Genomic DNA, 26,981 nt, shown 5'->3' on the forward strand with positions numbered 1-26,981 from the left:
GCTGGTCGTGTGCGTGTCATACCGGCCCGGAGTTTGCCCGCTGCGCATGTACTGTCCCGGCTGGCCGTGTACGTGTCATACCGGCCCGGAGTTCGCCCGCTGCGCATGTACTGTCCCGGCTGGTCGTGTGCGTGTCATACCGGCCCGGAGTTTGCCCGCTGCGCATGTACTGTCCCGGCTGGCCGTGTACGTGTCATACCGGCCCGGAGTTCGCCCGCTGCGCATGTACTGTCCCGGCTGGCCGTGTGCGTGTCATACCGGCCCGGAGTTCGCCCGCTGCGCATGTACTGTCCCGGCTGCCAGTCGGGCTTTTTTGCATCTTCTATCAGCATCACTATGCCGGTGTTAAAATGGCTCGCCCGGACAGGGCCGGGTTCCCATCATCCTCAGGTGAAAAACAGATAGCCCTTTGTAGCAAGGTAAAGCTGTAAAGCCAGAATCAGATAAAGGTGTGTGGGATAGAAGACGTAAAAAAACCATTTTAGCCGGGGGAGATTAAAACGGATATTCCCGATAATTGCAATTAACGGTATAGACAGTAGTGCATAAAAATTATGGTTAATAACAGTAAGTAGTACGCAACTGACAAATGCAAGGAGAATAAATACTCCCCTTCCCTTCTTATAATATAGCCAGATACATACACCCATAGCCACCGCAGGCCACCAAAATTCAACTATTGCGCCATAGCCAGCAAAAACTAATAAAGCAAAGAGAAGATGTCTACGTTCGCCTAATTCAATGAGGTAACAAATGATGGTGACGGCCTGCAAGGTAAAAAGGATATTAAGCGGCCACCAACCATCAATTACACCACCCAGCATTATGTATGCAGGTGTCGCCAGAAGGCCAAATATCATCAGGCGCTGACAGACTTTTGAATATACGCTATAGGTGTATGAATCTGGTCTGGCAAGGTTATACGCCAGAACAAAGCAAAAAAGAGGCATCACAACACGTCCGGCATTATATAAAATGGGGATTGTGTCATTTAATAAATATTTATTAATATGGTCGCCAATCATTAAGATTAAAGCGACCCACTTAATGAGTTCTACATTTTTGAAAGGCATGTTTTAGCCGCTAAAATCAACGTAGTTTGATATTTCCATATACTGCAGCCAGTGCATCCGCTGCAGCCTTGTTATAACGACCAGGTAGTTGCTGTGCGGGCTGCTGGTAGTCAGCCTTTGCGACGCTTTTAACCGGAATTTGTTTTACAGAAGCGGCAAAACCAATAAGTTGATCCGGCGTAGATGGTGTTGCTGCTGTCCCGTCATTCTTTGGCGGTTCTGTAGCGTGTGTGTCGCTTTGTGCAAGGTCAGTAACCTGCGCAATGCTTTTCCCCGCCCTTTCTTCTGGCGTAACCCCTGCAGCCGCCAGTTGCGGCTGTGGAGTCGTTCCGGCAGGCTTTGTCGCATCAAACGTATTAAAGCGTGCTTCAATCCATGTCTGCCATTTAGCTGCTTTTCTTATCAGGTCAGCACGATAGACCTCGTTAAATTGAGGCGTTTTTGAATGATAATTTGCAGCTTTTGTCCAGATGTCGCCTTTATCATTTTTGATATGGCCGCGTATACGCCACGCAGCCAAATCATATGAATAACAGCCAGGCTGTGCTACGTCCTCTGCTGTAATGCCGTATTTTTCCAGATCTTTTAAATAAATCGTATTGAACTGCATACGGCCCACATCATATGTGCCATTTGAGTTGCGATTTTTATTCTCAAGTCCGGTACTACCACCCTCTTTTTCAGCTACGGCTAACATAATGTTAGCCGGAACCTGATATTTTATCGCTGCAGTAATTGAGCAAACTACACGTTCAACCTGAGCCGGTGGCATATCTAAATACGGCATATTATTCTCCTTTGATCACAGCCCGCGAAGACGGCCAAACTTGTTATTAATTTTTTCAACCACATCACTTCCAGCGGATGAGCACTTATCCAGCTGTTTTTTACGCTTGCGCGAAGTATGATCCGGCAGGAAAGAACCGTGTTTTTTCTCGATGATATTGAAATAGTCACCAACCGGCCCTGAACACCCGCTTGCGACATTTCCGGTTGTCATCACACCATACAGGCATAAGACCTGTTCGCATGGATCTGCGGCTTTAGCCGGGGCTGTCATAGCAACAGAACTTGCAGCTAGAACCAGAACGGAAAGTATTGCTTTCATAACGAACCCCTTAGAAGTTTTGTTTGTTTTTGAACTGTTCATATTCATCACTGCCTTGTGGAGCCTGTGACTTTCCAGAACCATTGTCTGTATCTGGCTGACTTCCACTCAGGCCGTCACCACTAAACTGATTTGTGCTGGCGTTATCGTTACTGGCGAAAGCACCCTGCATAGCCGTGTCATCTGAAACCATCGGGCCAGACTGACGAGCAGCTGTTTGCGCACGGATTTGGGAAGCAAGCTGACCACCTGCAGTTTGTGCAATGGTGTCTTTTGCCGCGCTGATTTTTGAGTCATGCTTGGCCGTATTGCGTGCAGCCATGCCCTCTGCCAAGCTACTCGCCATGTGAGAAGCCATACGGCCAGCTCGTGAGAATGAAGAAGCAAACCCCTGGCTTCCTCCGCTGGCGCTACCTGAACTGCTCCATGCAGACGAACCACCGGAACCGCCAGATGGTTGGCCCCCAGAAGTATCTACAGAACCGGTATCTTCCCCGCCGCCAAATCCTCCACCGGAACCTGAACCGCTTTTACCGCCAGAACCTGATTCTTCGGCCATGGCTGCTTGTGCTGATTCAAACGCCGCTTTGAGTGCTGATGCGCCCCCAGCTGCATTTGCGGCACCCGCTGCCGCTGCAGCGCCAGCAGTTGCTATTGCGGCTCCTGCTGCAGCTGCAGCCCCAATAATTGCACCGGCACCAAAGCCACCAATGCCTTGCATTGACGCGCCTCCTACAATACTGCCAACCATAGGAGGAACTTTATTAACAAGAACCAAAAGAACAATTGAGGCTACAAGCATTACAAACATAGATTTCATTTGTACTGCGTCAGCGCCCATCGCTTGGTAATACTGGTCTATGAAGGATTTTCCAATACCAACGATTAGAACCATTGTGAACAGCTGCAGGGCAATTCCTAAAACTGTTTTGAAGAATGTAATGGCAATATCGGAAGTCCAACGAGCACCGCCAAAACCGAGTAAGAAAATACCGCCGTAACTTAAAATCCAACCAGTAATCAGTAGGAGAAGCATATTTACACCGACAAGTGCTAATACGCATAGAATAACTCCGGCTAAAATCAAGCCGACAGTTGAGTCAGCTGGGGACCAAATAGATGATTGGTCTACGACTCTCGATACAATATCAAACCCTATATCTACTATGCCCGAAGGCGAGAATGATTTTGATAAACCAGAAGCATTAGCCGCGAGTTGTCGTAATGAATCCTGAATATCAACCGATATTGCCGGGCCGTTTTTTAGCAGATAGAAGAAAAAACCTAACACAGCAAAAAAACGAACTACTTCTGCAAGAGCAGCCGATAATCCTTCGCCCTGCATTGCCATCATTGCGAATGTCCATACCATCGAAATTACCGCTAATGACCAAAATATCCAGGTCGCGTAATTTTGTATGGTGCCAGCCCAAGTGCTGGCAACATTTGCAAAGCGGTTAAGGATATCATCAAGCAACCCAGCACTATCTAATGGTGCAGCCTGTGCCTGTGTGCTGATTAATATCAGCAACACAGATAAGCAAGGATAAATTAGATGCCTGAATTTCATTCTGTCACCATTTCTTTTCGGGGCTTTTTGTAAACTCGCCAGATTTACCGCACTGGTTTTTTTCCTGGTCAGTCATCTTTGATACTGACTTACTGCAATCAATCTGGCTGGGTTCGGTTTTTTGATCGCAAGCTGTGATAAAGAACGCCGACAGAATGAGTGGAATGATATATTTCATAGGAGTATCACCTTACCAAGATTGAGCGGGGCTTTTGGTATAAGTCCCAGCCCTGAATGTTTCTGATGCAGCTGCTTGCTGGGCCTCTTTATCGGCCTGAGCCTGTGCCAGTGTTGCTGCAGCGTTTTGTTGAGCTACCAGGAGCGAGCGGATTTGCAGCAGCTGGTTCGTTTGAGCACTGGCAAGCTGGTTAGCTGCCTGAATAGCTTCCATTTGCCCTTGCGCGCCGGTTGCCTGAGTCTGCAAATCTGCCAGGTTATCAGCATCGCTTTGCAATGTTTCCTGCTGTTCGTCGAGAGCCTTAAACACAGCGTCGTTGGCCTTTTTACGTGCCTCAGAGCTGTTCTGTTCAGCTTTACGCAGTGCGCTGATTTCATCCGCAGTACATTCAACATTACTGTTAAAGCACGGTGATGAGCGGTAGTAATTCACGTCCTGATAGCGTTTCAGATATGAATCAAGACTCCCTGCCTGATTTTTGTAGTAATTAAGAGTGTCCTGCGCCTGCAACAATTTGTTGATGGTTGAATTGGCCTGATCCCAGATATAGGCCGCAGGTGCGACTGTATTTTTGAGCATATTTTCATACTGCTGCAGCTGCGTCTGGTACTGCTGGATCTGTTTTGCCACAGCCTGAACGTTATTGACTGCGCTGATCGTGGTTTGCACCACATTAGTACCATCGATGACAGGGATACCGGCTTGCGCCGGTAATGCCATGATTGACGCCACGAAGGAAGCCAGTAACGCTTTTTTAGCGGCTAAAACGAAACGTGTACTCATCGTCTTGTCCTCTTAGTAATCAAATGCCTGATAAGGTTTTGTGAATGCCAGGTCTTTAGTGACCATGATATTGAAGCGATAACCCGGACGAATTTCGAGCGTAGGCGCGATATTCAGGTTTTTCTGTACAACCTGCGCAATGGCCTGACCGAATACCTGACCCAGCGCTGCACTCATTTCACTGCTCATGTTCGGAGCCTGATTCGAGTTGTTATTGTTCTGGTCGCGATCCTGAGAGTAAGCAATTGTCGCGGTGATACCTGACAGCAGCAGAGCGTTACCAAAGATACGGAAGTAATGGTTATTAACCTGATCACGGAAACCAGAATAACCCGCCATATCTGCGCCCGGCATGGAGCCTAAATCAAGAGCTTTTCCGTCCGGGAATACCAGACGCTGCCAGGCAATCATGACCCTTTCCTGACCATAGGCAACATCGCTTGAATATGTACCTATCACGCGAGTACCGTGAGGGATAAGAAGGTATTTGCCTGTTGCCGAGTCATAAACGTCCTGAGCAACCTGACCAACAATCTGCCCTGGAAGATCAGAGTTAATACCGCTAATCATGACGCCAGGAATGACCCAGCCCGCACGAAGTTCATACTGGCTGTGTGGTGCCGAAACTTTTTCATCCAGTAACCATCTGTCACCCTGCCCTTTCTTACCGAACTGGTTGATGTCATTTCGGGAAACGGAAGTACCACCCACTGATGCCAGCTGCATACCAGTATCGCTGCCGCTATCTGCGCCGCCATTCATAGAGGCCCGGATTCTCTGAACCTGAGCGTCATAACTTGCAGTAGCATCGCCAGCATTGTTCTGTTCCATCTGACGGCGAACGTTAGCGATTTCCTGCAGCATTTCATCGCGGGTTTGCGGTGTATTGCCTGCAGTGGTTGAACGCCCAAGCTGGTTAGGCAGGCTCACTTCCGTTTTAGCTTTTACGGCCTCAACAAAATCACGCATTTTATTGCGACGAATCTGGTCTGCTTCTGGATCATTCTGCCGTGGTGATTCCGACCGTTGCGGTACGGGCGGCTGATCTGGATCAGCCACCGGTGCAACGGGAACCGCTGTATAATCTGTGCTCGGTTTGGTTTTATCATCCTGTTTCGGAATCTCTGGCGGTGTTGCCGGTGCTTCAATAAGCCCGGAACTACCACCTCCCATAACATCCATTGCCATTGCTGAGGTATCGCGGCTGCTGCCGCGTTGAACAGTCGTTTCTGCCGTATCAGACGCGCCCTGGTTGGCACGTTTATTCGCGACGTATGCAACGACAAGGCAGAATGCAGCCACACAGCCTATAGCAATGTACATAGGTCTTTTGTTAACGCGGCGTACATCGGTTTTGTTAGCAACGCCCGGAGAAGCGTCGGGGGACATTTTATCTTGGTCAGCCATCCTTTATTCCTCACGAGTCCATGGGCCTGCCGGGTATGCTTTGCCGTCTGTTGCCAGAGCGAAACCACGGCTTAACGTGACGCCACCAACATACGTTGTGACCTGGTACAGGTTAGGCGCGACGGTGTTCACGACATAACCAAGAGTGGTCCCTGAATTTGCCAGGGCGCTCTGAGGCTTACCGTCTTTCGTGAACTCAATAACGGCATAACCCCGCGACCGAAGACGTTGAACAAGTGCCGAACCGAACTGATCTTTGGCAGGTTGTTTCATCGTGAACGTAGTACGTCCCGGAGGATACAGCGCTGCCAGATGCGCAACGGTGTTATCTGCCATGCTCGTAGAGGCGAACATATTGGCATTCGAATAGTTGCCATAACCGGAAGAGACACAGCCAGTCATTAACAGGCTTGCGGCCAGCACCATAGCAGAGGTTAATTTCATTGCTGCTTTCATTATTAGCCCCTTGTGATAGTCACTTTTTCCTGGCTCGAACCGACGCCAATTACCAGATATGCCTTGTCAAACAGGCCATCGACAATCGTTCTGTCTCCCTGGGTACGCAGGTTTACCTGCTGCGTTTCGTCTTTAGAGAACAGCCCGCCTTCTTTACGCACAACCAGAAGGATTGGGGTTTCGCCAGAAGAAATCGTTTTAGGGAACTGGATAATGGTTTTGACGCCATCGTTATATACACGTACCGGTTTCCAGCCAGCAGAACCGCTGATTTTGTAGTTGAAATCCAGATTCCCCAGGTATTCACCAGTTTGAGGAATTGTGTTGTCACGCAGCTGCTTGGCTTCACGCGTCCGAATGGCATCCCATTTAGCCTGCGCGTCTTCCGGGTAGGTAAAAGACACATACGGCATAAATTTGGTGCGGCTGGTTTTAACACGCATACGATATGTGCGGCGGTCAGTCGTCACGACCAAAGAGGTATCAAGGCCCACATCCAGAGGCTTGATGATCAGATGCAGCTGCTGCGCTGCACCAGAACCAGTGATTGAAGGAGATACCGTTACGCGTGGATCACCAACGTCAATATTGTTGACGTTCTCTCCTGGCTGCAAAGCGACATCGCACAGCTGCAGTACGGCACAGACAATCTGCGTCTGGCCCGTTGTATACACGTAACTGATTGCACCGTCTGGCCCTGCAAATGGCTTACTGGTTACGCTGCCAGCACCGGTCTGCCATTTCTGACCTATTCCAATGGCTGCTCGCTCCTGTGGTGTGAGCGATGGCTCATTGTTAGAGAAATATTGGTCGGCCAGCGGATCACTACCGGGAGCCGCATTAGCCAGAAGCGGTAAGCTCAAAATTAACGCTGAGATAATTGACTTTTTCATGTTTCGGCCCCGAATTTACAGTTGTTTTGACCAGTTGAAATCTTTAATGAAAATACGATGTGGGTTCATCACATCATTGTTTTCGTTAATTTTTGCGTTCAGATTAGTGTTCTGATAAACGTTGACCAGTGCTCGCATTCGGACCGGTGGATTTTTTAACGTACCGTCGCGGTTACGTGTTGTCTCAATCCAGTCAACCTGCCAGGTATCTGGCGTTTGCTGCAGAACGGAAATCAGCTCAGAGCTGACCATTTCCGTTTTTGCACGGGTGAAAGGATTACGTTCTTTCGAACCATTCAGGTATTCATTCGCTTTTGTTGTGGCGGGATCATCCGGGAACAAAAACGCGTAGGTGCGCAATACGGACTTACGCTGTAGTTCACCATCTGGCGTAACCGTTCTGATGTGATCGATAAAGTTCCATACAGCGGTGCGGTAGTCGTCGATCTTCGCTGGCGGCAAACGGTCTGCCCGTGTCAGGCTGACGTAGTTACCTGCCTTGTCCTGTTCATAAACCATCGGGACAATTTTCGACTGGCTCCCGATGTAAGTAATTCCCCCCACAGCGGCCAGACCGATAAGCAGACCCGCTACACCAATGAAAATACCCAGCGCCCCGAACTGCTGCACATGGCCCATGTGGATATTCCATGAACGACGTGCATTGAGATACGGATTAGGGCTATCAGGCTGAGGGGTTTTTTTACCGTTAAAAAGTTTCATGCAGCGACCTCATACTCATAATCATTTAAGTCCAGACCCTTAGTGCGTAGCCATTCATCAACCCAGCCATCACCGTATGTTTCGGACAGTTGTTTAACTGCAGCGATTGAATCGGGATCAGTAGCTCCCGCAAATGCCAGCGCAAGTGGCCCCAGCGCGAGCTGATACAGGCGGCGGCCTTCTTCGGATACGTAGTAGTAATCGCGTTTTGGTACGGCAGACGCGATAATTTCAATCTGACGGCGATTAAGCCCCATATTGATATACAGAGGCATGGCTTCTTCCTGCAGGGCGTGGCTGTTTGGCAGGAAGATTCGGCAGGCAGTTGACTCAATAATGACATCGAGAATGCCAGAGTTGGCCGCATCACTAAGCTGCTGAGTTGCCATAAGAACAGAGCAGTTTTTCTTAGCCATGGATTTAAGCCAGTCGCGGATTTTGCCCCTGAATTCTGGATGACCCAGCATGAGCCAGGCCTCATCGAGGATGATGAGTGTAGGACTACCATCCAGCGATTCTTCAATGCGACGGAAGAGATAGAGCAGCACCGGCAGCGCGTATTTCTGATCCATGTTCATGAGATGTTCAATCTCGAACGTCATGAAGTCAGAAATATCAAGACCATCTTCTTCTGCATCGAGCAGATGACCCATGTTGCCATCAATGGTGTATTGTTTGAGTGCCTCACGAATGACATTGTTCTGAACCGTAACCGTAAATTCAGACAGGGTTTTGGAGTGAGTCTCAGACATACTCTTAATGGCGTCAGCAATAGCATTTCGCATAGGAGCATCAACTTTGACCCCGTTCAGGATCAGAATGGCTTCAATCCATTCCATCGCCCATGTGCGGCGTGTAGGAGTATCCAGTCGTGATAAAGGTGCAAACGCCAGCTGGTTATCATCACCGGCAATCGTGAAATGCTTCCCGCCTACGGCCTTGCAGGTAGCAAACATCGACAGACCTTTATCGAAAGTGAAAATGCGCGAGTTAGCGTAACGACGCCACTGCATAGCGGTTAACGCCAGATGGGTAGATTTACCTGCACGGGTTGGCCCGAACATGAAGGCGTGGCCGAGGTCACGAACATGCAGATTAAGTCTGAATGGCGTATTCCCTGACGTGACACAGTGTGTCAATGGTGGTGCGCCTACTTCGAACATCGGGCTTGGGGCTTTATTTTCGCCCGGCCAGATTGTACTGGTTGGCATCAGATCGGCAAGGTTAAGGGTATTTACCAGCGGTCGCCGCACGTTTTCAACGCCATGGCCCGGTAAGGAACCAAAGTAGGCATCCACCGTGTTCACGGTTTCAATTCGCGCGGCGAAGCCGGTATTGTTAACAGCCTTGCGCATAAACTCAGCGGCATCTTCGACCTTCTGGCGGTCCTCATTCATCAGGATAATGACACTGGTGATATAACCCTGACTGACCAAACCGGAATTAGTCTCTGCAATAGCAGAAGATGCATCGTTGACCATAGACAATGCGTCTTCATCAACGTAGCCGTTATTGGTATTGAACAGCTGAGACATAAAACCGCGTACTTTCTGTTTCCACTTCCTGCGGAATGCCGTCAGCTTTGAAATGGCTTCGTGAGAATCGAGGAAAATAAAGCGCGTGGACCAGCGGTATTCACATGGCTGTTCGGCCAGCTTAGTGAGAATGCCCGGATAAGATTCAGAGGGGTAGCCTTCAATCGCCACAACCTGAATGAAGTTCTTCCCGATACGTGGCGTGATGCCAGGAATAAACTCCTGACCACCAATGAGGCTATCCAGATAAATAGGGTTGTTTGGCAGACGTATAGGATGTTGCAGCCCCGTAATGCAATACTGCAGGTATTCCAGCTGCTGATCCATCGTTGCGACGGAGCCGTCTTCCAGTTCGACTTTCACGCCGTTCAGTCGCTCAATTGAAACTGCCTGTGAAAGGTTCGCCTGAATTATGCTGATTTCATGCTTAAATTTTTCAATGAGATTCAGCGTAGCGTCTTTATCAGTGGAGGCTTCGCGGTCGTCATCAAACATCAGTTCCGTAAATTTGCTTTCTGCCAGCGCTGGCGGGAACCAGGTGAAGGTAACGATAAAGCACCCTTCATACAGTTGCCCCAGCTTTTCAAACAGACGGCGGCGTTCTTCATCCACGGCAGCGGAAACACGATCAGGAAAGTGTGAAGCGTTTCGGTCACTGTATGACGGAGCCGGGGTACGCATTGCATCAACGTGCATCATCCAGCCGTTGCCGAGTCTGCCAATCGCTTTATTAATGCGAAATGAGACAAGCTCTCTTTCCTGGTCGGTCGCGCTCGCGTTGTCTGCACCTTTAAAAAAGAATGACGCCATAAAAGAACCGTTCTTACATACAATCACGCCATCATCAACAACAGCGGCGTAATTCAGCATGTCGGCTAAGGCTTCATCCTTCGAGCGATGTTTTTTAAGGTGATATTCCTTCACCATACGCTGATAGTAAGCCAGCATCATGCCAAGCAAGATCAGCCCTATCAGCGCAACTAAGACAGGAATTGCGGTATTCATTTTTTCACCCTTTCATAACGTTTGCCTTGGGTTCCTGTATTTTTGCGGAACGGCGTAGCGCGGGGCGCATAATACGGCTGGCTGTATTTGAGGCTACGCAAATAAACTTGGCGTAACATCGGATCTGATTTAGCCATTTTCCTTAACAGGAAAAGTGCTCCCGCCCAAATCACGATGCCTACACCGGCAGCGATCCAGTCTTGTGATGTAAAGATAAGGACCGCTGCCAGCAGGATTGAAAACATAACCAATTCACGGTCCCCGCCCATGAAGAGGTTCGTTCTTGAAGCCGCCCTACGAATGGGGATCGTGCGTAATGCCATGGTTATGCCACTCCCCCTGTTTTAGAGCTGGTCAGCATTGCTGCCAGTTCTGCACCCTGCCCGGTGATTGCAGACAACGTGTTTTGAGCCGCAACCAGGAAGCTAAGAACAAGAACGATGAAAATCAGGGTACGAAGGAACCCGTTCATATCACCGCCGAAGATCAACATCGCGCCTGCACCGACCAGGCCGATAATGGAAGCGGTATATGCAAATGGTCCTGTAACAGAAGTACGGATGTTGGTCATCCAGTCATCGAACGGCAGGCCACCGCCAGATGTGTTTGACGCCAGAGCAGGTTCAGCTGCCATGAAAAACAGCATCGCGCCCAAAAATGCAATAAAGGCGTGTTTGCTGAGGTTGAAGTGGGAAAGACCTGTTTTCATTAAATAACCCCTTACTAAGGTTGTTCTGGAACGATTTGAATAAGGTTGAGCTTTATGGCCTGCCCGTTGGCCTGAGTTTCGTTGCTGTGTGTGGTAGATATGTCCTCCATTTTTTAAGCTGCAATGAGCTGGGAAATATATTCCCCGTTTTCATAACCCTGAATCTCGCGGATTTCTTTAATCCGGCGACCCTCAGTAGTTTTAGAAATCTGGACGATCACGTTGACCGCTTCGCCGATTACCGGCTCAATTTCTCGCGGAGCAAACGGGTTACGTGAGATCAGTGAACGCAGACGCGTGAGAGCAGAAAGCGTGTTGTTGGCGTGAAGTGAGGCCGCGCCGCCCTCATGCCCGGTGTTCCAGGCGTCAAGCATATCGAGGGCTTCCGGGCCGCGTGTTTCACCTACGAAAATACGGTCAGGTCGCATACGCAGGATCAGACGAAGAATGTCTGTCATGGTGACGTCAACAGTGGTGTGATACTGAACAAAATTTTGCGCGGCGCACTGCACTTCGCCCGTATCTTCGATAATGCAGATACGCTCGTCTGGAAACTGACGAACTATTTCAGCAATGATGGCGTTTAACAGCGTTGTTTTCCCTGAACCAGTACCACCAATAACCAGAATATTTTTATGCGCGGCAATTTCGCGACAAATAAAATCAGCCTGCGCCCTGGTCATTACGCCTTTATCTACATATTCATCCAGAAGGAAAATGCGTGAGGCTTTCTTACGAATAGCAAAGGTTGGACCGGCAACCAGTGGCGGCAGCTGACCCGCAAAACGGGAACCATCAATAGGGAGTTCACATTCAAGAAATGGCGATTTGTGATCGATAATCTTTTTGTGAAAGCCCGCGATAGTTTGAAGAATGGTTTTTGAACGTTGTACAGGCACTGTTCCCATGCAGAACATAGGCTGACCGAATTTCTCACGCCACAGCTTGCCATCCGGGTTGAGCATGATTTCCAGCGTTTCAGGATCTTCCAACGCTTCCATCAAACTTGGCCCCATGTCCCTTTTGAGCTTTTCTATCGCTCTTAAATCAACGGAATCTACAGCGTCCATAATTCCTCTTTTTCTTTACATAGCTTTTACAATTGAAATCACGGCAAACGATATACCGAAACAAACTTGCAAGCAAGAGTTAATCCAGCATTAAAGAGAAATTATTGGTAGTTCGAAGACGGGGAAAGGGGATGTTTTTTAGCGGCTAAAATCTGCATCCCTGCAGAACCATCCTTTTCTGGCGTTAACTGTCTTTCTTTTCCTGCATTTTTTCCAGCATTGCCTTTGCTTCCTGCCCTAACTTCTGGCGAGCCTGATCACTCCACATACGTACCCGAAAGGCTTGCTGTTCGGAAAGTATGACGGACACTCTTACATAGCCAGGGGGAAGGCTCTTAACAGGTTTTCCATTAGCCATCAGCATAAGGCTGTGTTCATCAAGATCAGTTGTTTCAAGGAGAACAGGAAGGGCTACATCGAGGGCATTAGCAATGGATTCCATCACCCTTAAAGATGGGTTCGCTTTTCCATTTGTTAGGTCCGACAAAAAAGAGATTGAAACCCCGGCTTTTTGGGAAAGCTCCTGCTTTGTCATACCTCTTTCTTCAAGCAGTCTGAGGATGTTAGTAAAAAAAATTAGGTTGTACACGATACGCTTACGCCTCAATGTAAATTTTAGCGGCTAAAATGTTGACCGAATCAAATTGTTTAGCTAAACTCTATGTTCCCTAGTCACAGAGATAGAGATCTGCATATGAAAAATCTTAAGCGTTTTCAGTTTATCGGAAATCTAACAAAAGACACAGAGTTACGGTATACAGCAAAAAGCACACCGATCGCAATTTTCGATATAGCGGTTAACGGGAGCTATAAAGAACAGGAAAGCGGTGAAGTCAAGTAATATACCGACTTTTTCCGTATCAAGGTATGGGGTAAGGCTGCAGAAAACGCTGCAAAGTTCCCTATGGCAACATAGTATAGAATGAAGGCCCGCTATGGGCCTTTTCTCAATTCGCAGATAAAGCGGCTGAGGCTTTTATGACAGATAACAAAACACATTCAGAACTCGATAAGCTGAAAGAGGCTGCACTGGCCCAGCGTAAAAAAACTATCGACGAAAAGAATACACAAAAGCAGCTGACGCTTTTCGATATTGCTCCATGGCCTGATTCCATGCGAGCACTACCTAACGACTATGCGCGCTCTGCGCTCTTTACTGTTAAAAATAAGCGTCAGCCCCGCGAAGCTCTGCAAAAAAAAGAAATTTATCATATCAATAAGGACGTGCGTATCACGTATACCGGACTTGAGCTAAGGGCCGATGATGACGAGTTGGTATGGCAGCAAGTTCTAGAGTACGCCAAAAGGAAACCCATGGGAGAACCCATTACTTTCACTTTTTATGAACTCTGTCAGGATTTAGGATGGTCTTACAATGGGCGTTACATCAGTAAAGCTGAGGAGTGTCTTACCCGGCTGCAGGCAACGGCCATGCAGTTCATTTCTGATCGCGTCGGGCAATTGGAGTCGGTTTCTCTAATCGGACGATTTCGCGTTATTGAGCGCGGTACAAGGTCATCGCGCTGTGAAGTGATGATTGATAAGGAAATGGTTTTACTCTTTGCCGGGGACCATTATTCGAAATTTGTTTGGGAAAAATATCGCAAGCTCTCCCCCACCGCTCGCCGCTTGTTTGATTACTTTGGTTCCCACCGCGAACCCTACCCTATGAAACTGGATACCTTCAAGCTGATGTGCGGTTCTGATTCAGATCGCATTAAAAAGTGGCGCGAACAGGTCAATAAAGCCTGCGTTGAACTTAAAGAAAGCGGCCTCATTCACAGTGCCTGGGTAGATAAAGATCGTATCTACTGTAAGCGAAGCACTGACGAGCCTAAATCAGATGGCGACACTTGAGGGGCAACATTACGACACTTGAGGGGCGAGTTATTACCGCCCTTTTTTTTTGCCGTAAGTTTAGCTACCAAAAAAAAAAATGTTTAGCTGTACATAGCTTAATCACGTTCTCAAATCATCCCCCGTTTCTGTGGATAACCTTGTTTATAAACCGGTAAAGATATGACATTTGAGGGGCGGAATTACGACATTTGAGGGGCGTCATGGTGACATATGAGGGGCGATTTCATGACACTTGAGGGGCTACTTTATGACATATGAGGGGCGATTTCATGACACTTGAGGGGCTACTTTATGACATATGAGGGGCGCATGTGGATATTTTTCCACTTAATAATCATTGTCTTAATTGAGTTTTGCACACCCCTCTAACCAGATCTTTAACCAATCTTTTAACCGATCCTTTAACCACTTTTAACCAAAAAAATTAACCTTATTTTTAACCGCGTCTAACGACGCCCCCGAAGGGGGGAACCCCCCTTCTCAATCCCTCCCGGCCGCAAGCGGCCTCCCATCCCCCCAGGGGCAAGCCCCTCGACCGCAAGCGGTCTTCACCCCAAAATGACTCACTCGCTTCGCGAGCTTAGGCCGCTTCGCTCTGCCAGAGATAAATCTCTGGCGCAACCGCACTAACCAATGTACAAAACATCTGGCCCTTAAAGGTTTTCTGCTCCGGGCCTTGTTAAGGCCCAAAGCAGAAACCTTAACGGATGATGTAACTACATAATAACCCACTCGCTTCGCGAGCTTAGGCCGCTTCGCTCTCGGCAAAGTACCTTTGCCGGACATAGATACTCGCTAGAGATACCAGGTAAACTTCGAAATTCTAAACCGCTATAAGACAGCAAGGGTTTACGCCAGAAAGAAGGGCTTTAAAGGGATCGTCTTAGGATCGTTATGCGCGATTGGATCATTTTAAAATGTGCAAAATTGGTATCTTCATGTTCCAATTTGGTCGCATAACTCGTATTTGATGATATAATGAACACTCAATAATATGATGGAGCGCTGGAATGATTGGTAGCTTTAAGGACAGCCAGAACGGTGAGCTTGCAGCGTTCTACGTGCATGGGACACGGAGCGCACAGATACCGGCCATCATTGAAAAGCCGCTTCGCCGTAAGCTGTCTCTTCTGGCCGCTGCCAGCAGTGAGAAGTCATTGTTCTCGCCGCCCGGTAATAATTATGAACGCTTGCAGGGTAATCTCGCTGGATGGTCAAGCATTCGGGTGAGCATTCAGTGGCGTCTAATCTTTCGCTGGCGCGATGGCCATGCTTACGACATTTATCTCGATCCACATAAATACCGCTAGGGGGGTATATGGATACGATCACCGCAGAACCAACCACTGTAGGCGAAATGCTGTCAGAAGAATTTTTAAAGCCGCTGAACATCACCCAAGCAGAGCTGGCGCTGGTAATGGGTGTGTCCCGCAAAGTTATCGGCCAGATAATCAATAACAGCCGCCGTATCAGCGTAGCAGAAGCCTCACAGCTGGCCGTATTGTTCCAGACTGATGAAGATTTCTGGATTAACCTGCAGGCCGCTCATGACCGTTGGGAGAGCCGAAATATTATAGCGAATAACCATTTCCGCCCTATTCAGGATCTGCTCGCGGAGGCAGGTTAATGATCAATTACGTAGAAATAGCCCGGAGCTGGCGATTACAGAACCCGGAACATGCCGATAGCGGCATAGTGCTTATCTGGAATGATGCGGTTTACGGCTGGAAAAATTGTCTGCGTGACCCTCAACATGAAAGACCTGGTGCAATAGCTATTGATTCCAGTGAGCATATTTTTATTGCCGAAGGTGGTAACGAGTATGATGGTTCGAAGTGTTGGGTTGTTTTGGAAAATAAGAAGGAACTTATATGAATGATAATGCGCATTTTGAAACGGTATTTACGACATTTCCGTTACTTCACTTTGGAATGATTGTTGCCGCTTTGTCGTATATAATTTTTGCGGTAATGATGAATTTCATCAAGCGTAGTCAATTTATAAAGAAAGTTTTAGATGGTAAGTATGATCTACCTGGAAATGATGATAATGAAGAAGAGGTCTGGAAGAAGGACCATTTTTAAGTTTTATAAAATGGGACAGAAAACGCTGCATTATCCAGTCAATAGTATCTGCCGTTTTCTTTGTTTTGATTATTGCATCATTTATTTATTATCTGCTTGAGGTGGGGACAAAAAAGGATTTATATTTGTTTGTGTTTACCTTTTCATTACTTGCAAGTTTTCACAATTTAATAAAGTCAATTCACGCAATGATTGACGCCAAGAAAATGAATAAAGATCTCAAAGAGAATATAAGTGCTGATTTGTTTAATTCACACTTCACAAAATTTATTAAAGCAGAAGGTATTTATTTATACTGTTCTCTATTTTTTGATATTGCATGTATCATTGTTATTGGGTGGTTGCTGTATTCAGAATTTGTCGGGAAATAGAATAAAACACTTCACATTATAGGACAAAATGTCCTATAATGTTTGTGAAGGCCGGGTAAGTCACTCAGGTCAATTACCGGAGAACTCCGATGAAAGATGTACTTAAGAACCTCCCTCCCCTTGTCGATACTGTAACTGTTAAGGTTGCTAACGTTACTAAGCACGATGATCACCAGGTAGAAATTCGCGAGGCTGATACCAATCTTCTTATCTGGCGCGCATGGGATTTTGAACCGGACTTTGAATATAATTTTAAGCAGCAGCTGCAGCGCTTCATTAAAAAATGATTTGCAAACTGGCCCGCATAGCGGGCCTTCTTAAATTTATTCAGCTCTTAGATAAAAAGGAAATATGATGACAAATAAAATTTTCTCAACAGTTTATTAAGTGTTGAGGTATAGGACAAAATGTCCTATACTGTTTGTGAAGGCCGGGTAAATCACTCAGGTCAACTACCGGAGAACTCCGATGAATAATGAAGTTATCGTTACTGCTCGTAAACTTACAGATTATGAAGAACGCCTGATGTTTATGCCGAAATTCTTCGGCCAATACTGGCTTTTGGTGGAAAACCACACTTATAAGTGGATGCGTAAATTAAGTTCTGAAAATAAAAGCCAATATTTAAGTAGTGCGCTGGATAAAATTGAAGCCCATTACGATGGTGGTGAGTGGGATTTTTATGAACTTTCAAATGGTGGTTATTTTATGGCACCAAACAGCCGTGAACATTACCGTATTTCTGTCCAGGGTAATTACTTTGACGGTTTGTTAAGCGCAGAAGCTGCAGGTATGGTGGCAACCAGTTTTGTGCTGGCCCAGCTTGCTAATTCTAATCTGCCATTTTCAGAAAGATGCAGTGCTTATTATCATCAGCTGTTTGATTACGCCAGCGGGCATCAAGAATATGCGCAGTTCCGTGCGGCCATCGATTAAGTGAGTCTTTATCCCCTGCTCTGCAGGGGATTTTTCAGGGGTTTAATATGTCCAAACATTATCCTGGCGATGACTCTCGCGATCAGCAAATGGAAGCCATTGCGCAGCAGCTGCCGGACGACCATCGAATTCTGGACGCGGCGTACTCTGCGCTAATTGATTTGAATAAAGCCTGTATGACCGGTGATCTGCAACAGCGTCATGATGCTGTGTACCGGTTTGAAGCCTGTATCTGGAAAATGAACGGTAAAACCTTCTTTGGGTGTAATGCCGGTGAACATGAAGCGGCTCATGTTATCAGTGAATATTGCCGTGCTGATGACGGTAGCGTTCCTATGTGGGGCCAGCACGGTGATTTTATCATCGAAAGTTTCAGTGGTATGCGAGCAAGGGTTAAGGTCGAAGCCGGATGTATGATGGGGTATCTTTCCACCTCGTTTCATGCTGTTGATTTAGGCGCACCCTTTGTATCCGAAACAGGGTATCGTTCGCATTTTGTTAGGCTTTCAGAAGTCAGACCTGGAGAAACCGTTGATGCACATGTATCCCGCGTATTTCAAAGCCTGATTGACGCCAGAAAGAAACCTGCTTTTATCGCTGCTGATTCCCGTGACAGGCTGGCATCTGAGCCTTTGCCTGATTGGTTAAAATCCCTTTCGCCTCCCCCTGACAGAACGCCTCTAACGCTCCCTGACGGCTTTGTTAGGGTTGAGGCGTTATTACCCGCCTCTAAAGCATTTATCGCCCGTAAATGGGCTGTAGCAGCCCAGGAACGCATTACAGCGGTTATGCAGAGAGAACGGGAGGCTGAAAGAGAAGCTATGAGGGCCGAAAGCGAACGGCGCAAGCAGCTGGCAAAGGAACGTCCCAAAGAATACAAAGATAGGATGATTACCGTTGAGCGCTACAAGGAATTTTACGTTGGTGCTCGATGTGAAATCGTGAGTGTGCATCATCCGGTGTTTGCTAAAAATATTGGCACTATTGTAAAAATCGTTACGATATACGATTCAGGATGCGTGGAGGCGCATGAAGATAAGCCTATACGTTATCGAATCAACCGTCGCGGAACTCAGGTAGTGGATTTTGACCCTACTTGCGTTCGTACTTTTTACAATGTTGATCAACTGAAATTACTGGAAGACAACAAAACAGGTGAATCGTGAATGCAAACTAAACCCTACCCTGTCTCAATCAGGTCAGAATGTTTTTTACCCTTTGGTGCGGGATGGGTTTGTCCGACGCCAGAAGAAATTCGTACTTTGATGCAGATAGCAGAGCTAACAGGAAGCAAAGCAGCCACACTGACCGGACTGAAAGACAGTCGAACCGTCAGGCGCTGGATTGGGGGAGATACCCCCATTCCTTTTTCGGCCTGGGCTATCCTGGTTGAATATGCCGGATTGGGTAAAATCTGGAAGGTGTGAAAAGAATTTTAGCCGCTAAAATTGCAGGATAGGACAAAATGTCCTATAATGTTTGTGAAGGCCGGGTAAAGCACTCAGGTCAGCAGCCGGAGAATTCCGATGAAAAATACACTTATCCATACTCACTGCAAGCGTTGCGGCTGCAGTCTCACCATGCTTAAACATAGCGTTTTTGGTGCAAATTCATTAAAGGCTGAATTAGGTCAAATTTGTGCTGAATGTCTTACGCCAGAAGAAAATCAACGTATCAGTAAAGAAATCATGGAGCTTGCTGTTCGGCGCGTATGCCAGCCAACATTAACGCTTCATCGCAGAGGACACTAGCTAACCGGTTCAGTGTCTGAATCCAGCAGGAGGCCAGTATGACCAATGTCGTTAAATTTCCTCGTCAAGAGGACAGTAAACAGCAGCAGGGCCAGCCGGTCGAGAATGCTGCCGGTCAAACATCAGGGAGCGCCATGCGTAATATCATTCATGGAGTCATTGGTGCGGTGTACATGGTGCTGGTCATTCTATGGATTCCTGTTCGCTTCCTGCTGATCGCGAACGTTGTCATTCAGTTTTTCAAAATGATGTTTAAATGGAGTGATGGCCCGTTTGCTGCAGCCTGGCCGTTTGTGATCAGTTTCTTTGTACTGGCAGCCCTGACTTACATTATGGCTACATGGAAGCCCAAAGCGCCGTAATACTAATCAGCTGTCATTTATGCTGGGGACACAAAATGATTTATGCAGGTGTTTTGAAGTCGTTTGTGGGAGCTATCAGCGTCGGCTTTTTGATTTGGCTTATCATTGTAATTTTTAAGGTGTTTGACGGGGAAGGTGTAACGACCGTTCTTCCTCTATTGGGAATCCTTCCCGTCATCTTCGGAGCCAAGATGATGTTGAGTACGTTAACTGAAACGCCAGAAGATGATTCCTTTTCGCCGACAGAAGTAGTCAGGCAGCTTATCAAGGATGATAAGCCAGCAGAGCTTGTTACCTATCTTGAAAAAATCAGCGGCCAGACTCCAGAAACCGCCAAGTTACTTGATTACGTCAAAGCGCAGGCCGGTATCAAGGAAAACAAATCCGATATCGATCTGGTCAGGAAGGTTGTAGCCGACTATCAACGTAATCCAGCTGAGCCTGTCCCTGCTGATGTCAGATACGGGCTTGAAATGACTGCTTTTAAGGAAACAATCACGCCACCGGCTACCCGTTATGCGCAGGGAAAACTGAAAAAGGCACGTATCTTTACCTCTGTTTCATCTGCAGGATTTTCGATTAGTGGGATTCTTGTTCTCCTCGGAGGTATGTTATTCCTGTGGGGGGCGCAGATGAAAAAACGAGTAACTTTCATCAAAGATGTTGCACTGAAATAACCCGGCTTTCCGGGTTTTTTCGTTATATCCATTAAAAAATAGATTTTAGCGGCTAAAATGATTGACCTGAAAACACAGTTTAGCTAAACTTTGTTTGCGGTGTCATTGAGGCGTCCAGTCAAAGACGTTGATTTTGGAAGTAAATTTTATGACGACTGTTAATAGTAATGACCTGCACGTTGCCAAAACTGGCGATGAAAAAAGTGAAAAAAGTGAAAAAAAACGCCTGACTAATGAGGTATTTGCAAGAGTTACCCGAAGCCTGAATGTTGGTAAGCAAACGCTTGATATCGCTTATGGCGTACTGGTTGAAGGGAGGCCGCAGAAATATTTTGTTGAAACGCTGGATATTTCTCGCGGGGCTGTTTCTCAGGCAGTTAACAGAGTGTGGGATGCCTATAAACAAGAAGTACCTGACGGCTTTGTGCGTATTGAAGTAGTGTTACCGGAGCGGCAGGCTTTCATTGTTAAAAAGTGGGCTGACGAGGCAAAACGTAAACAGGAAGAATAGCGATGGCTATGAAAGTATTGGTTACAGCAAATCAAAAAGGTGGTGTTGGCAAGACTTCCACCCTGGTTCATCTGGCATTTGATTTTTCAGAACGAGGCAAGCGGGTTGCTGTAATCGATATGGATACCCAGGGCAACGCCTCTTTTACCCTGAAACAGTTCTCGTCCGGCATTAAAGCGAATGAAATGTGGGGCGAGATCGAGCCAACTCGCTTTACCCAAATTCCTGAGAGCGGAATTTCTCTCATTGAGTCAGATATTCAGCTGGCAAACGTAGAAAAATTAAATCTGCCCGAAATGGTGAAGCAGTTCCGCCATAACCTGCAGCAGCTGGCCGACAGTGGCTTTGACGTCTGCCTGATTGATACTGCGCCTACGGTTAACAATGCGCTTATCGTTGCGCTGGCGAGCGCTGATTTTGTGGTATGCCCTATTGAGCTTGAGGTGTACTCCATTCAGGGTATTAAAAAAATGCTGACCACCTTCACCCAGGTGAAACGCAAAATGAACAGCAAGCTGGAATTTATTGGTATGGTTCCAAGTAAGGTAGATGGCCGCAATCCTCGCCATGTAAACCACCTGCAGGAGCTGCAGACGGCCTACCCTACGTTAATGGTTCCTGTGTCTGTCGGGTTGCGAAGCAGCATTGCTGATGCACTGGCTTCACATGTCCCTGTCTGGAAAATCAAGAAGACAGCAGCACGTAAAGCCAGCCAGGAAATGAGAGCACTGGCCGATCATGTTTTTACTAAGATGGAGATTGCATAATGACTAAAAAAAATTCTTCCGGCCTTGGCCTTGATACCGTTGGTGATCTATCCGACTTTCTTGATGCGTCTGCAGGTGCTGAGGGTAAACCACTGATGCTGGACGTTGACGCGATTGATCCCGATCCTGAACAGCCGCGTAAGCAGGACAACCCAGGATTCTCAGAGGAATCCATTAAGGAGCTGGCTGATACCATTAAAGCGCGTGGCGTGAAAATGCCTGTCTCCGTTCGTGAGAACCCGGAGCAAGCGGGGCGCTATATCATTAACCATGGAGAACGTCGCTGGCGAGCCAGTAAAGTGGCCGGGAAGAAACAAATTCCCGCTTTTATCGATAATGACTATAGCGACGATGATCAGGTCATTGAGAACATCCAGCGTAATGACCTGACGGCGCGTGAAATTGCCGTACACATTGGCCGCAAACTGGCTGAGGGAGTATCAAAATCTCAGATTGCTAAAAGGCTTGGCAAGTCGCCAGCGTTCGTAACCCAACACGCCGCGTTGCTGGACCTGCCGGATTGTATAGCAGATGCTTTTAATAAAGGCTCAATCCGTGATGTTACCGTAGTTAATGAGCTGGTAACGGCTTACAAGCAAGACCCGGAAGAAGTTCAAAAACTGCTTGAAGAGAACGAGGGTGAAGACATTACCCGTAGTGCGGTGAAAGTTTTCCGTGAGTTCCTGGACGAAAAAGAATCCAGCAAGCGTGATCCAGACACCATTGACGCCTTCAATGGCCGTACCGATTCGGAAGCCGCCGAGGATGATACGGACGGCCACGATGATAACGATGTGACCGATAAGGTCCGTAAGACGCCAGAAAAGGAAACCGATCCTGATAAATTCAAAAAGGCTATTGTTATCGTTGAGTACCTGGGGGAGCAGGGCCGCCTTATCCTGACCAAGCGGCCAAGTGAAGAAGGGCTTGCCTGGATTAAGTTTGATTCAACTGGTGTAGAAGAAGAGCTAAATCTCGAAAACGTGAAAATAATTTGCCTTATTGAAGGATAAAAGTATCAATTTCCGCTCAGAATCCCGCAGTCGCGGGATTTTTTTTTAAGTAATTTGCAGTATTGCATGATTTTAGCGGCTAAAATATTATAATATAGCTAAACAAAATTTAACCGGAGGGGCCATGTCAAACAGTTCAGTCAGGGCAAGAGGATTTGAAAAAGCTGAGGCCAGTCTGAGGCTGGAAGGTATGGACCCTAGCGGCCCCCCCCCCCCCCCCTTTATGAAGGTATCAAACAACGCATCATTGCCGGTGAAATTACTTACGAGCAGGGTAGAGCGGAGATATTCGAATATCATGCTCAACGTGCAAAACAACACCAGGCATGAGCGACAAAAAAGACCCGTATCTGTATCCGGGTACTGATACCCTTATCAACAACGCTGGGATCAGGGATAAAAAACAGCTTGAAGAGTTTGAGCGCAGCAGATGATGATGCAAGGAGAAAACTGTATCTTGCGCGTGACGTGGCCGTTATCAACGCAGATTCATCCATGCTTGCTGACATTATAAAAATAGCAGTCAGCCCTATCCCGACACAGACGGTTGACGATAACACCAGGAGTAACACCGACATGAGCAAACAGCGTGTTCTTGTCATGAACGGCCAGCGCGTGCTGCAAAGCGAAGAAGCAGGCAAATGGAAAAATGACAACGTTGATAAAGCGGGCAGCATAAAGCCAGGCATTTACCCGCTTTATCTGTCCAAGGGGCCGGATAAAGCCAGCTCTTATAATGGGCCGATTTTACACGCAGATAAACAATCAGTATATCAGCAGGTAGGTAAGCAGATTTTCAAGCATGATCGCCAAAATTTCGATAAACTGCCAGAAGTAGGTACGGAAAAGAGTATTTCGTATGACCAGACTTCCGGTAAAGCTCAGGTAGCAGCAGCCACAGAGAAGCAGGGCCGGAAGTTCTCCAGATAGCGAATAGCGTAGGAGTCCCGGATGAAGCCAACTACCCCATTTAAAAATCCCGGCGCGGTCCGGGATACCTCCCCCCCTCGTCAGCAGCCTGATATTAAACCTGATCTTCTCGCAGAGTCGGAAGCTGTGAATATCCAGGAACAGGTACAGCAGCTGCATGACGAGCAGCAGCAGTTGATCAATGACCCATCCCATTTACAGGATTCGCAAACTGACGCCGGTAACATCGAGCAGGAATATAAGGATGCGGTAGAGGCGGCAGTAGCGGATAAAGAAACGCAGGCAGAAAACCTTGAAAACCGGCTGGAATCGCTGATAGACAAGCAGGAGGCGGTTCTGCAGCAGATGATGAGTCGTCAGCCTGGGTTTTTGGCTCTGCCCGGTCAGAAGGCAAAATGGCAGTCACAGGTACAACAACAACAGTCATTGCTGAGTCGCCTGCAGAACCGACTGGAAACTGTCAAAGAGATTCATGACGGGATGGGGTTACATGGCCCGCGTATACACGAACTGGCGACGGCCAAAGTGCGGCATGATAAACCAGAGCTTGCCGAAGGATGGGATGAAATGCGGGCCGCACAGCGAGCGCATGAGAATCTCATGCGGAAGCAGGCGAAAGAACAGAAAGAAAAGCTACAAAGAGAGCAGGCTCCATCACTAAGTAAAGGGAATGGTCTGAGCCTTACAAGAACAATAACTTGATCAGCTACAGAATCCCCGTCATGCGGGGATTTTTTTTCCGCAACAATTCCTACCCCCCAAAAACAGCGAAACCCCGATAAACGGGGTTCAGGCCGGTTGGCGATAAGGCACGCTACAACAAACTTCGCGATCTGGGGTCGTCTCAGAAAACGGAAAATAAAGCACGCTAAGCCGGTGGCAGCGGTCGCAATGGCCTAAACTTCCCCGCACCGACCTTGGCGCTGCTGCGCCATAGGTAATCGCCGGTCAGGTTGATGTGCTCCCACCCCAGCGGCGACAGATATTGCAACAATGTGTCGTCCAGCGCCGTGCCGTTGCCACGCAAAGCACTGGTGGCACGCTCCAGATATACCGTGTTCCACAACACGATGGCCGCCGTCACCAGATTGAGGCCGCTGGCCCGGTAGCGCTGCTGCTCAAAACTGCGGTCGCGGATTTCACCCAATCGGTAGAAGAAGACCGCCCTGGCCAGCGCGTTGCGCGCCTCGCCCTTATTCAGCCCCGCATGGACGCGGCGGCGCAGCTCCACGCTTTGCAGCCAATCCAAAATGAACAGCGTGCGCTCGATGCGCCCCAGCTCGCGCAACGCCACGGCCAAGCCGTTCTGGCGCGGGTAGCTGCCGAGTTTGCGCAGCATCAGCGAAGCCGTTACCGTGCCTTGCTTGATGGAGGTGGCCAGCCGCAGAATTTCATCCCAATGGGCGCGTATTTGCTTGATGTTCAGCCTGTCGCTGCTAATCATCGGCTTGAGCGCGTCATAGGCGGCATCGCCCTTGGGGATGAATAGCTTGGTTTCGCCCAAGTCACGGATACGCGGCGCGAAGCGAAATCCCAGCAAATGCATCAAGCCAAACACGTGATCGGTGAAGCCTGCCGTGTCGGTGTAGTGTTCCTCGATGCGCAAGTCCGACTCGTGGTACAGCAGGCCATCAAGCACGTAAGTTGAATCACGAATGCCCACGTTGACCACCTTGGCACTGAAGGGCGCGTACTGGTCGGAGATATGGGTGTAGAAAGTCCGTAAGTATCTTTACTCAAAAGTTGCAATCAATAATTTATTGAAAAAGATTGAAAGGTGGTGGTAAATAATGTTACAATGTGGGAGTATCAGTTTAAATTCTTCGTGAAATAGTGTTCTTTTAAGCTAATAAAAAATGCACGTGGAATTTAGGTCAAAGAAAAGTAAAGAAAAATTTATTTATGGAGGTAAAAAAGGATTACCCTGATGCTCATCGTCAGTTCACCCCTGACTGTCCACGCAGTGATATTGAAAACTGCACAGATGAAGAGCTCACCAACACCTATGACAACACCATCCGCTACACCGATTTCGTGATTGGAGAGATGATTGCCAAGTTGAAAACCTACGAAGATAAGTACAACACCGCGTTGCTCTACGTCTCCGATCATGGTGAATCACTGGGAGCATTAGGGCTTTACCTACACGGTACACCGTACCAGTTTGCACCGGATGATCAGACCCGTGTTCCTATGCAGGTGTGGATGTCACCTGGATTTACCAAAGAGAAAGGCGTTGATATGGCGTGTTTGCAGCAGAAAGCCGCTGATACTCGTTACTCACACGATAATATTTTCTCATCTGTATTGGGTATCTGGGACGTCAAAACATCAGTTTACGAAAAGGGTCTAGATATTTTCAGTCAATGTCGTAATGTTCAATAAATTACATTATTGGGGGCTCAGGCCCCCAATCATCTGTTAAATAATAGGTTTATTACTATTGTCCGTGTATTTCATGGTTGAAATTTTTAACGGGCAAATCAGAAAGAGGAAGCTAAAATGGCAAAGCCTGGTGCAACTGGAATTACCCGAATCATTCATGCCACCAATTATAGTATGAAGGGGCTTTCTTCAGCTTGGAGACATGAAGCGGCTTTTCGTCAGGAACTGCTACTCATTGTGCTGTTGATGCCTCTGGCGTTTTTTGTCGGAGATGGTTTAAATCAAATACTACTCCTAATGGTTATAAGTTGGCTGGTTGTGATTGTAGAGATCCTGAACTCAGCTATTGAAGCAGTAGTAGACAGAATAGGGTCAGAGCATCATGAGCTTTCTGGTCGAGCTAAAGACATGGGCTCTGCGGCTGTCTTCATTGCTCTGATGTTGAATGCCATAGTGTGGGGTGCATTGACAGGGCGTAATTTATTAACCTGGTGGTAGTGTTATCATCAATAATATTTTTAATTATTCATGGCAGCCACCATAAATAGTGGCTGTTTAATGAAAAACAATAGATGCTAATTATAAGGTGGAACTTTTGTCTGTTTAGCCCGCACCATAGGTGCGAAAATAACCATACCGGCGAAGCCGTAATTGATGATACCGTGGAAGCAAGGGAAGCAATGCTTGAAGCAAATCCGCCTTTGAGAGATATGTATAGCGCTGATGATGGGAAATTCACCGTATTTTATTTGAAAAACATGCAGGCAGTTTTATATTCCTTTACAGGAGATCCGGAGATATTAGATAATTAATCAAAACATGCA

At 47.5% G+C, this 26,981-nt stretch carries 35 protein-coding genes and 1 pseudogene; 20 read left to right on the plus strand and 16 right to left on the minus strand.

The features are described 5' to 3' along the window. Positions 1 to 386: 386 nt before the first annotated feature. The 15 genes from ACLEXF_RS24515 to ACLEXF_RS24585 form a co-directional block, all read right to left on the minus strand. Positions 387 to 1,073 (minus strand): TraX family protein, encoded by a 687-nt coding sequence (locus ACLEXF_RS24515; RefSeq protein WP_053065212.1) that lies wholly within the window; start codon positions 1,071 to 1,073, stop codon positions 387 to 389. Between the two features lie 16 nt (positions 1,074 to 1,089). Then, positions 1,090 to 1,860: a conjugal transfer protein gene (locus ACLEXF_RS24520; RefSeq protein ID WP_048207671.1), complete on the minus strand. Its 771-nt coding sequence runs from the start codon at positions 1,858 to 1,860 to the stop codon at positions 1,090 to 1,092. 15 nt (positions 1,861 to 1,875) lie between these two features. Continuing rightward, positions 1,876 to 2,181: a lipoprotein gene (locus ACLEXF_RS24525; protein ID WP_032310194.1), complete on the minus strand. Its 306-nt coding sequence runs from the start codon at positions 2,179 to 2,181 to the stop codon at positions 1,876 to 1,878. A 10-nt stretch (positions 2,182 to 2,191) separates the two neighbouring features. Further along, complete coding sequence (gene trbL, locus ACLEXF_RS24530) at positions 2,192 to 3,751, minus strand: P-type conjugative transfer protein TrbL (protein WP_048207669.1); 1,560 nt, start codon at positions 3,749 to 3,751, stop codon at positions 2,192 to 2,194. Between the two features lie 4 nt (positions 3,752 to 3,755). Next, complete coding sequence (gene trbK / locus ACLEXF_RS24535) at positions 3,756 to 3,929, minus strand: entry exclusion lipoprotein TrbK (protein WP_024252956.1); 174 nt, start codon at positions 3,927 to 3,929, stop codon at positions 3,756 to 3,758. Positions 3,930 to 3,941: 12 nt separating this feature from the next. Next, on the minus strand, positions 3,942 to 4,712 hold the full coding sequence (gene trbJ, locus ACLEXF_RS24540) for a P-type conjugative transfer protein TrbJ (RefSeq protein WP_046960647.1): 771 nt from the start codon (positions 4,710 to 4,712) through the stop codon (positions 3,942 to 3,944). Positions 4,713 to 4,724: 12 nt separating this feature from the next. After that, on the minus strand, positions 4,725 to 6,119 hold the full coding sequence (locus ACLEXF_RS24545; RefSeq protein WP_048207667.1) for a TrbI/VirB10 family protein: 1,395 nt from the start codon (positions 6,117 to 6,119) through the stop codon (positions 4,725 to 4,727). 3 nt (positions 6,120 to 6,122) lie between these two features. Beyond that, positions 6,123 to 6,575: a conjugal transfer protein TrbH gene (locus ACLEXF_RS24550; protein ID WP_032194780.1), complete on the minus strand. Its 453-nt coding sequence runs from the start codon at positions 6,573 to 6,575 to the stop codon at positions 6,123 to 6,125. 2 nt (positions 6,576 to 6,577) lie between these two features. Next, positions 6,578 to 7,468, minus strand: a complete 891-nt coding sequence (gene trbG / locus ACLEXF_RS24555) for a P-type conjugative transfer protein TrbG (protein ID WP_003019641.1) — start codon at positions 7,466 to 7,468, stop codon at positions 6,578 to 6,580. 15 nt (positions 7,469 to 7,483) lie between these two features. After that, a complete protein-coding gene (locus ACLEXF_RS24560) occupies positions 7,484 to 8,191 on the minus strand; it encodes a VirB8/TrbF family protein (RefSeq protein WP_048207665.1) in 708 nt (235 codons plus the stop codon). Next, the gene (locus tag ACLEXF_RS24565) at positions 8,188 to 10,731 is read right to left on the minus strand and encodes a VirB4 family type IV secretion/conjugal transfer ATPase (RefSeq protein WP_071443970.1); all 2,544 of its coding nucleotides are present in this window, start codon (positions 10,729 to 10,731) and stop codon (positions 8,188 to 8,190) included. Before ACLEXF_RS24565 ends, ACLEXF_RS24560 begins: the two co-directional genes overlap by 4 nt. Next, entirely contained in the window at positions 10,728 to 11,054 is a 327-nt protein-coding gene (locus ACLEXF_RS24570; RefSeq protein WP_003019648.1) for a conjugal transfer protein TrbD, read from the minus strand. Before ACLEXF_RS24570 ends, ACLEXF_RS24565 begins: the two co-directional genes overlap by 4 nt. A gap of 2 nt (positions 11,055 to 11,056) precedes the next feature. Further along, positions 11,057 to 11,440, minus strand: a complete 384-nt coding sequence (locus tag ACLEXF_RS24575; RefSeq protein WP_003019650.1) for a TrbC/VirB2 family protein — start codon at positions 11,438 to 11,440, stop codon at positions 11,057 to 11,059. A gap of 113 nt (positions 11,441 to 11,553) precedes the next feature. After that, a complete protein-coding gene (trbB, locus tag ACLEXF_RS24580; RefSeq protein WP_072778622.1) occupies positions 11,554 to 12,510 on the minus strand; it encodes a P-type conjugative transfer ATPase TrbB in 957 nt (318 codons plus the stop codon). A gap of 184 nt (positions 12,511 to 12,694) precedes the next feature. Then, the gene (locus ACLEXF_RS24585; RefSeq protein WP_048207662.1) at positions 12,695 to 13,099 is read right to left on the minus strand and encodes a transcriptional regulator; all 405 of its coding nucleotides are present in this window, start codon (positions 13,097 to 13,099) and stop codon (positions 12,695 to 12,697) included. Between the two features lie 105 nt (positions 13,100 to 13,204). Between ACLEXF_RS24585 and ACLEXF_RS24590 the strand changes: the two genes are divergently transcribed. The 18 genes from ACLEXF_RS24590 to ACLEXF_RS24675 all read left to right on the plus strand — a co-directional run bounded on the left by ACLEXF_RS24590 (position 13,205) and on the right by ACLEXF_RS24675 (position 24,474). Next, entirely contained in the window at positions 13,205 to 13,351 is a 147-nt protein-coding gene (locus ACLEXF_RS24590) for a single-stranded DNA-binding protein (protein WP_048207679.1), read from the plus strand. Between the two features lie 137 nt (positions 13,352 to 13,488). Continuing rightward, on the plus strand, positions 13,489 to 14,367 hold the full coding sequence (trfA, locus tag ACLEXF_RS24595; protein ID WP_048207660.1) for a plasmid replication initiator TrfA: 879 nt from the start codon (positions 13,489 to 13,491) through the stop codon (positions 14,365 to 14,367). 1,013 nt (positions 14,368 to 15,380) lie between these two features. Then, the gene (locus ACLEXF_RS24600) at positions 15,381 to 15,680 is read left to right on the plus strand and encodes a type II toxin-antitoxin system RelE/ParE family toxin (protein WP_071443968.1); all 300 of its coding nucleotides are present in this window, start codon (positions 15,381 to 15,383) and stop codon (positions 15,678 to 15,680) included. A gap of 8 nt (positions 15,681 to 15,688) precedes the next feature. Beyond that, a complete protein-coding gene (locus ACLEXF_RS24605; RefSeq protein ID WP_003019666.1) occupies positions 15,689 to 15,997 on the plus strand; it encodes a HigA family addiction module antitoxin in 309 nt (102 codons plus the stop codon). Next, positions 15,997 to 16,245 carry an antirestriction protein ArdR gene (locus ACLEXF_RS24610; protein WP_071443967.1) on the plus strand — a complete coding sequence of 83 codons (249 nt, stop codon included), beginning with the start codon at positions 15,997 to 15,999 and terminating at the stop codon, positions 16,243 to 16,245. The genes ACLEXF_RS24605 and ACLEXF_RS24610 overlap by 1 nt, the downstream gene beginning before the upstream one ends. Next, positions 16,242 to 16,454 (plus strand): hypothetical protein, encoded by a 213-nt coding sequence (locus ACLEXF_RS24615; RefSeq protein ID WP_223307920.1) that lies wholly within the window; start codon positions 16,242 to 16,244, stop codon positions 16,452 to 16,454. Before ACLEXF_RS24610 ends, ACLEXF_RS24615 begins: the two co-directional genes overlap by 4 nt. A gap of 460 nt (positions 16,455 to 16,914) precedes the next feature. Beyond that, positions 16,915 to 17,112, plus strand: a complete 198-nt coding sequence (locus ACLEXF_RS24620) for a DUF905 family protein (protein WP_072778620.1) — start codon at positions 16,915 to 16,917, stop codon at positions 17,110 to 17,112. Between the two features lie 181 nt (positions 17,113 to 17,293). Then, positions 17,294 to 17,761, plus strand: a complete 468-nt coding sequence (locus ACLEXF_RS24625) for an antirestriction protein (protein WP_071443966.1) — start codon at positions 17,294 to 17,296, stop codon at positions 17,759 to 17,761. 47 nt (positions 17,762 to 17,808) lie between these two features. Further along, complete coding sequence (locus tag ACLEXF_RS24630) at positions 17,809 to 18,927, plus strand: protein klcB (RefSeq protein ID WP_071443965.1); 1,119 nt, start codon at positions 17,809 to 17,811, stop codon at positions 18,925 to 18,927. Next, positions 18,928 to 19,188, plus strand: a complete 261-nt coding sequence (locus ACLEXF_RS24635) for a KorC protein (protein ID WP_003019685.1) — start codon at positions 18,928 to 18,930, stop codon at positions 19,186 to 19,188. A 99-nt stretch (positions 19,189 to 19,287) separates the two neighbouring features. Then, the gene (locus ACLEXF_RS24640) at positions 19,288 to 19,512 is read left to right on the plus strand and encodes a DUF2688 domain-containing protein (protein ID WP_003019687.1); all 225 of its coding nucleotides are present in this window, start codon (positions 19,288 to 19,290) and stop codon (positions 19,510 to 19,512) included. Positions 19,513 to 19,550: 38 nt separating this feature from the next. Further along, positions 19,551 to 19,874 (plus strand): KleE stable inheritance protein, encoded by a 324-nt coding sequence (gene kleE, locus ACLEXF_RS24645; protein ID WP_048207653.1) that lies wholly within the window; start codon positions 19,551 to 19,553, stop codon positions 19,872 to 19,874. A gap of 35 nt (positions 19,875 to 19,909) precedes the next feature. Continuing rightward, positions 19,910 to 20,551, plus strand: coding sequence for a klaC (locus ACLEXF_RS24650; protein ID WP_100249813.1), 642 nt, complete (start codon positions 19,910 to 19,912; stop codon positions 20,549 to 20,551). A gap of 148 nt (positions 20,552 to 20,699) precedes the next feature. Next, positions 20,700 to 21,062 carry a TrfB-related DNA-binding protein gene (locus ACLEXF_RS24655; RefSeq protein ID WP_077249815.1) on the plus strand — a complete coding sequence of 121 codons (363 nt, stop codon included), beginning with the start codon at positions 20,700 to 20,702 and terminating at the stop codon, positions 21,060 to 21,062. Positions 21,063 to 21,070: 8 nt separating this feature from the next. Further along, a complete protein-coding gene (locus ACLEXF_RS24660) occupies positions 21,071 to 21,829 on the plus strand; it encodes a ParA family protein (RefSeq protein ID WP_004196240.1) in 759 nt (252 codons plus the stop codon). Then, positions 21,829 to 22,842, plus strand: coding sequence for a transcriptional repressor gene korB (locus ACLEXF_RS24665; protein WP_000162907.1), 1,014 nt, complete (start codon positions 21,829 to 21,831; stop codon positions 22,840 to 22,842). The genes ACLEXF_RS24660 and ACLEXF_RS24665 overlap by 1 nt, the downstream gene beginning before the upstream one ends. 408 nt (positions 22,843 to 23,250) lie before the next feature. Continuing rightward, on the plus strand, positions 23,251 to 23,772 hold the full coding sequence (locus tag ACLEXF_RS24670; protein WP_223307991.1) for a KfrB domain-containing protein: 522 nt from the start codon (positions 23,251 to 23,253) through the stop codon (positions 23,770 to 23,772). 21 nt (positions 23,773 to 23,793) lie between these two features. After that, complete coding sequence (locus tag ACLEXF_RS24675; RefSeq protein WP_039696259.1) at positions 23,794 to 24,474, plus strand: IncP plasmid survival protein KfrC family protein; 681 nt, start codon at positions 23,794 to 23,796, stop codon at positions 24,472 to 24,474. Positions 24,475 to 24,640: 166 nt separating this feature from the next. On the opposite strand, the pseudogene ACLEXF_RS24680 reads toward ACLEXF_RS24675, so the two are convergent. Beyond that, positions 24,641 to 25,495, minus strand: a pseudogene (locus tag ACLEXF_RS24680) (Tn3 family transposase); the annotation flags it as partial. Positions 25,496 to 25,674: 179 nt separating this feature from the next. Between ACLEXF_RS24680 and ACLEXF_RS24685 the strand changes: the two are divergent. Continuing rightward, positions 25,675 to 26,157: a phosphoethanolamine transferase gene (locus tag ACLEXF_RS24685; RefSeq protein WP_071443971.1), complete on the plus strand. Its 483-nt coding sequence runs from the start codon at positions 25,675 to 25,677 to the stop codon at positions 26,155 to 26,157. Positions 26,158 to 26,274: 117 nt separating this feature from the next. Beyond that, entirely contained in the window at positions 26,275 to 26,655 is a 381-nt protein-coding gene (locus tag ACLEXF_RS24690; protein WP_039026395.1) for a diacylglycerol kinase, read from the plus strand. Positions 26,656 to 26,981 lie beyond the last annotated feature (326 nt).

It is taken from the genome of Klebsiella pneumoniae complex sp. WS1778 (assembly GCF_049472055.1).
Taxonomy (GTDB): Bacteria; Pseudomonadota; Gammaproteobacteria; order Enterobacterales; family Enterobacteriaceae; genus Klebsiella; species Klebsiella quasipneumoniae.

Coding starts and splice junctions, on each gene's coding strand:
- ACLEXF_RS24560 (WP_048207665.1), bottom strand. CDS start 8,191: ATGAAACTTTTTAACGGTAAAAAAACCCCTCAGCCTGATAGCCCTAAT.
- trbK (WP_024252956.1), bottom strand. CDS start 3,929: ATGAAATATATCATTCCACTCATTCTGTCGGCGTTCTTTATCACAGCT.
- ACLEXF_RS24605 (WP_003019666.1), top strand. CDS start 15,689: ATGGATACGATCACCGCAGAACCAACCACTGTAGGCGAAATGCTGTCA.
- trbL (WP_048207669.1), bottom strand. CDS start 3,751: ATGAAATTCAGGCATCTAATTTATCCTTGCTTATCTGTGTTGCTGATA.
- ACLEXF_RS24550 (WP_032194780.1), bottom strand. CDS start 6,575: ATGAAAGCAGCAATGAAATTAACCTCTGCTATGGTGCTGGCCGCAAGC.
- trbB (WP_072778622.1), bottom strand. CDS start 12,510: ATGGACGCTGTAGATTCCGTTGATTTAAGAGCGATAGAAAAGCTCAAA.
- trfA (WP_048207660.1), top strand. CDS start 13,489: ATGACAGATAACAAAACACATTCAGAACTCGATAAGCTGAAAGAGGCT.
- ACLEXF_RS24590 (WP_048207679.1), top strand. CDS start 13,205: ATGAAAAATCTTAAGCGTTTTCAGTTTATCGGAAATCTAACAAAAGAC.
- ACLEXF_RS24685 (WP_071443971.1), top strand. CDS start 25,675: ATGGAGGTAAAAAAGGATTACCCTGATGCTCATCGTCAGTTCACCCCT.
- ACLEXF_RS24515 (WP_053065212.1), bottom strand. CDS start 1,073: ATGCCTTTCAAAAATGTAGAACTCATTAAGTGGGTCGCTTTAATCTTA.
- ACLEXF_RS24640 (WP_003019687.1), top strand. CDS start 19,288: ATGAAAAATACACTTATCCATACTCACTGCAAGCGTTGCGGCTGCAGT.
- ACLEXF_RS24545 (WP_048207667.1), bottom strand. CDS start 6,119: ATGGCTGACCAAGATAAAATGTCCCCCGACGCTTCTCCGGGCGTTGCT.
- ACLEXF_RS24610 (WP_071443967.1), top strand. CDS start 15,997: ATGATCAATTACGTAGAAATAGCCCGGAGCTGGCGATTACAGAACCCG.
- ACLEXF_RS24570 (WP_003019648.1), bottom strand. CDS start 11,054: ATGGCATTACGCACGATCCCCATTCGTAGGGCGGCTTCAAGAACGAAC.
- trbJ (WP_046960647.1), bottom strand. CDS start 4,712: ATGAGTACACGTTTCGTTTTAGCCGCTAAAAAAGCGTTACTGGCTTCC.
- ACLEXF_RS24690 (WP_039026395.1), top strand. CDS start 26,275: ATGGCAAAGCCTGGTGCAACTGGAATTACCCGAATCATTCATGCCACC.
- ACLEXF_RS24665 (WP_000162907.1), top strand. CDS start 21,829: ATGACTAAAAAAAATTCTTCCGGCCTTGGCCTTGATACCGTTGGTGAT.
- ACLEXF_RS24615 (WP_223307920.1), top strand. CDS start 16,242: ATGAATGATAATGCGCATTTTGAAACGGTATTTACGACATTTCCGTTA.
- ACLEXF_RS24520 (WP_048207671.1), bottom strand. CDS start 1,860: ATGCCGTATTTAGATATGCCACCGGCTCAGGTTGAACGTGTAGTTTGC.
- ACLEXF_RS24655 (WP_077249815.1), top strand. CDS start 20,700: ATGACGACTGTTAATAGTAATGACCTGCACGTTGCCAAAACTGGCGAT.
- ACLEXF_RS24660 (WP_004196240.1), top strand. CDS start 21,071: ATGAAAGTATTGGTTACAGCAAATCAAAAAGGTGGTGTTGGCAAGACT.
- ACLEXF_RS24635 (WP_003019685.1), top strand. CDS start 18,928: ATGCAAACTAAACCCTACCCTGTCTCAATCAGGTCAGAATGTTTTTTA.
- ACLEXF_RS24575 (WP_003019650.1), bottom strand. CDS start 11,440: ATGAAAACAGGTCTTTCCCACTTCAACCTCAGCAAACACGCCTTTATT.
- ACLEXF_RS24675 (WP_039696259.1), top strand. CDS start 23,794: ATGAAGCCAACTACCCCATTTAAAAATCCCGGCGCGGTCCGGGATACC.
- ACLEXF_RS24620 (WP_072778620.1), top strand. CDS start 16,915: ATGAAAGATGTACTTAAGAACCTCCCTCCCCTTGTCGATACTGTAACT.
- kleE (WP_048207653.1), top strand. CDS start 19,551: ATGACCAATGTCGTTAAATTTCCTCGTCAAGAGGACAGTAAACAGCAG.
- ACLEXF_RS24630 (WP_071443965.1), top strand. CDS start 17,809: ATGTCCAAACATTATCCTGGCGATGACTCTCGCGATCAGCAAATGGAA.
- ACLEXF_RS24600 (WP_071443968.1), top strand. CDS start 15,381: ATGATTGGTAGCTTTAAGGACAGCCAGAACGGTGAGCTTGCAGCGTTC.
- ACLEXF_RS24525 (WP_032310194.1), bottom strand. CDS start 2,181: ATGAAAGCAATACTTTCCGTTCTGGTTCTAGCTGCAAGTTCTGTTGCT.
- trbG (WP_003019641.1), bottom strand. CDS start 7,468: ATGAAAAAGTCAATTATCTCAGCGTTAATTTTGAGCTTACCGCTTCTG.
- ACLEXF_RS24650 (WP_100249813.1), top strand. CDS start 19,910: ATGATTTATGCAGGTGTTTTGAAGTCGTTTGTGGGAGCTATCAGCGTC.
- ACLEXF_RS24625 (WP_071443966.1), top strand. CDS start 17,294: ATGAATAATGAAGTTATCGTTACTGCTCGTAAACTTACAGATTATGAA.
- ACLEXF_RS24565 (WP_071443970.1), bottom strand. CDS start 10,731: ATGAATACCGCAATTCCTGTCTTAGTTGCGCTGATAGGGCTGATCTTG.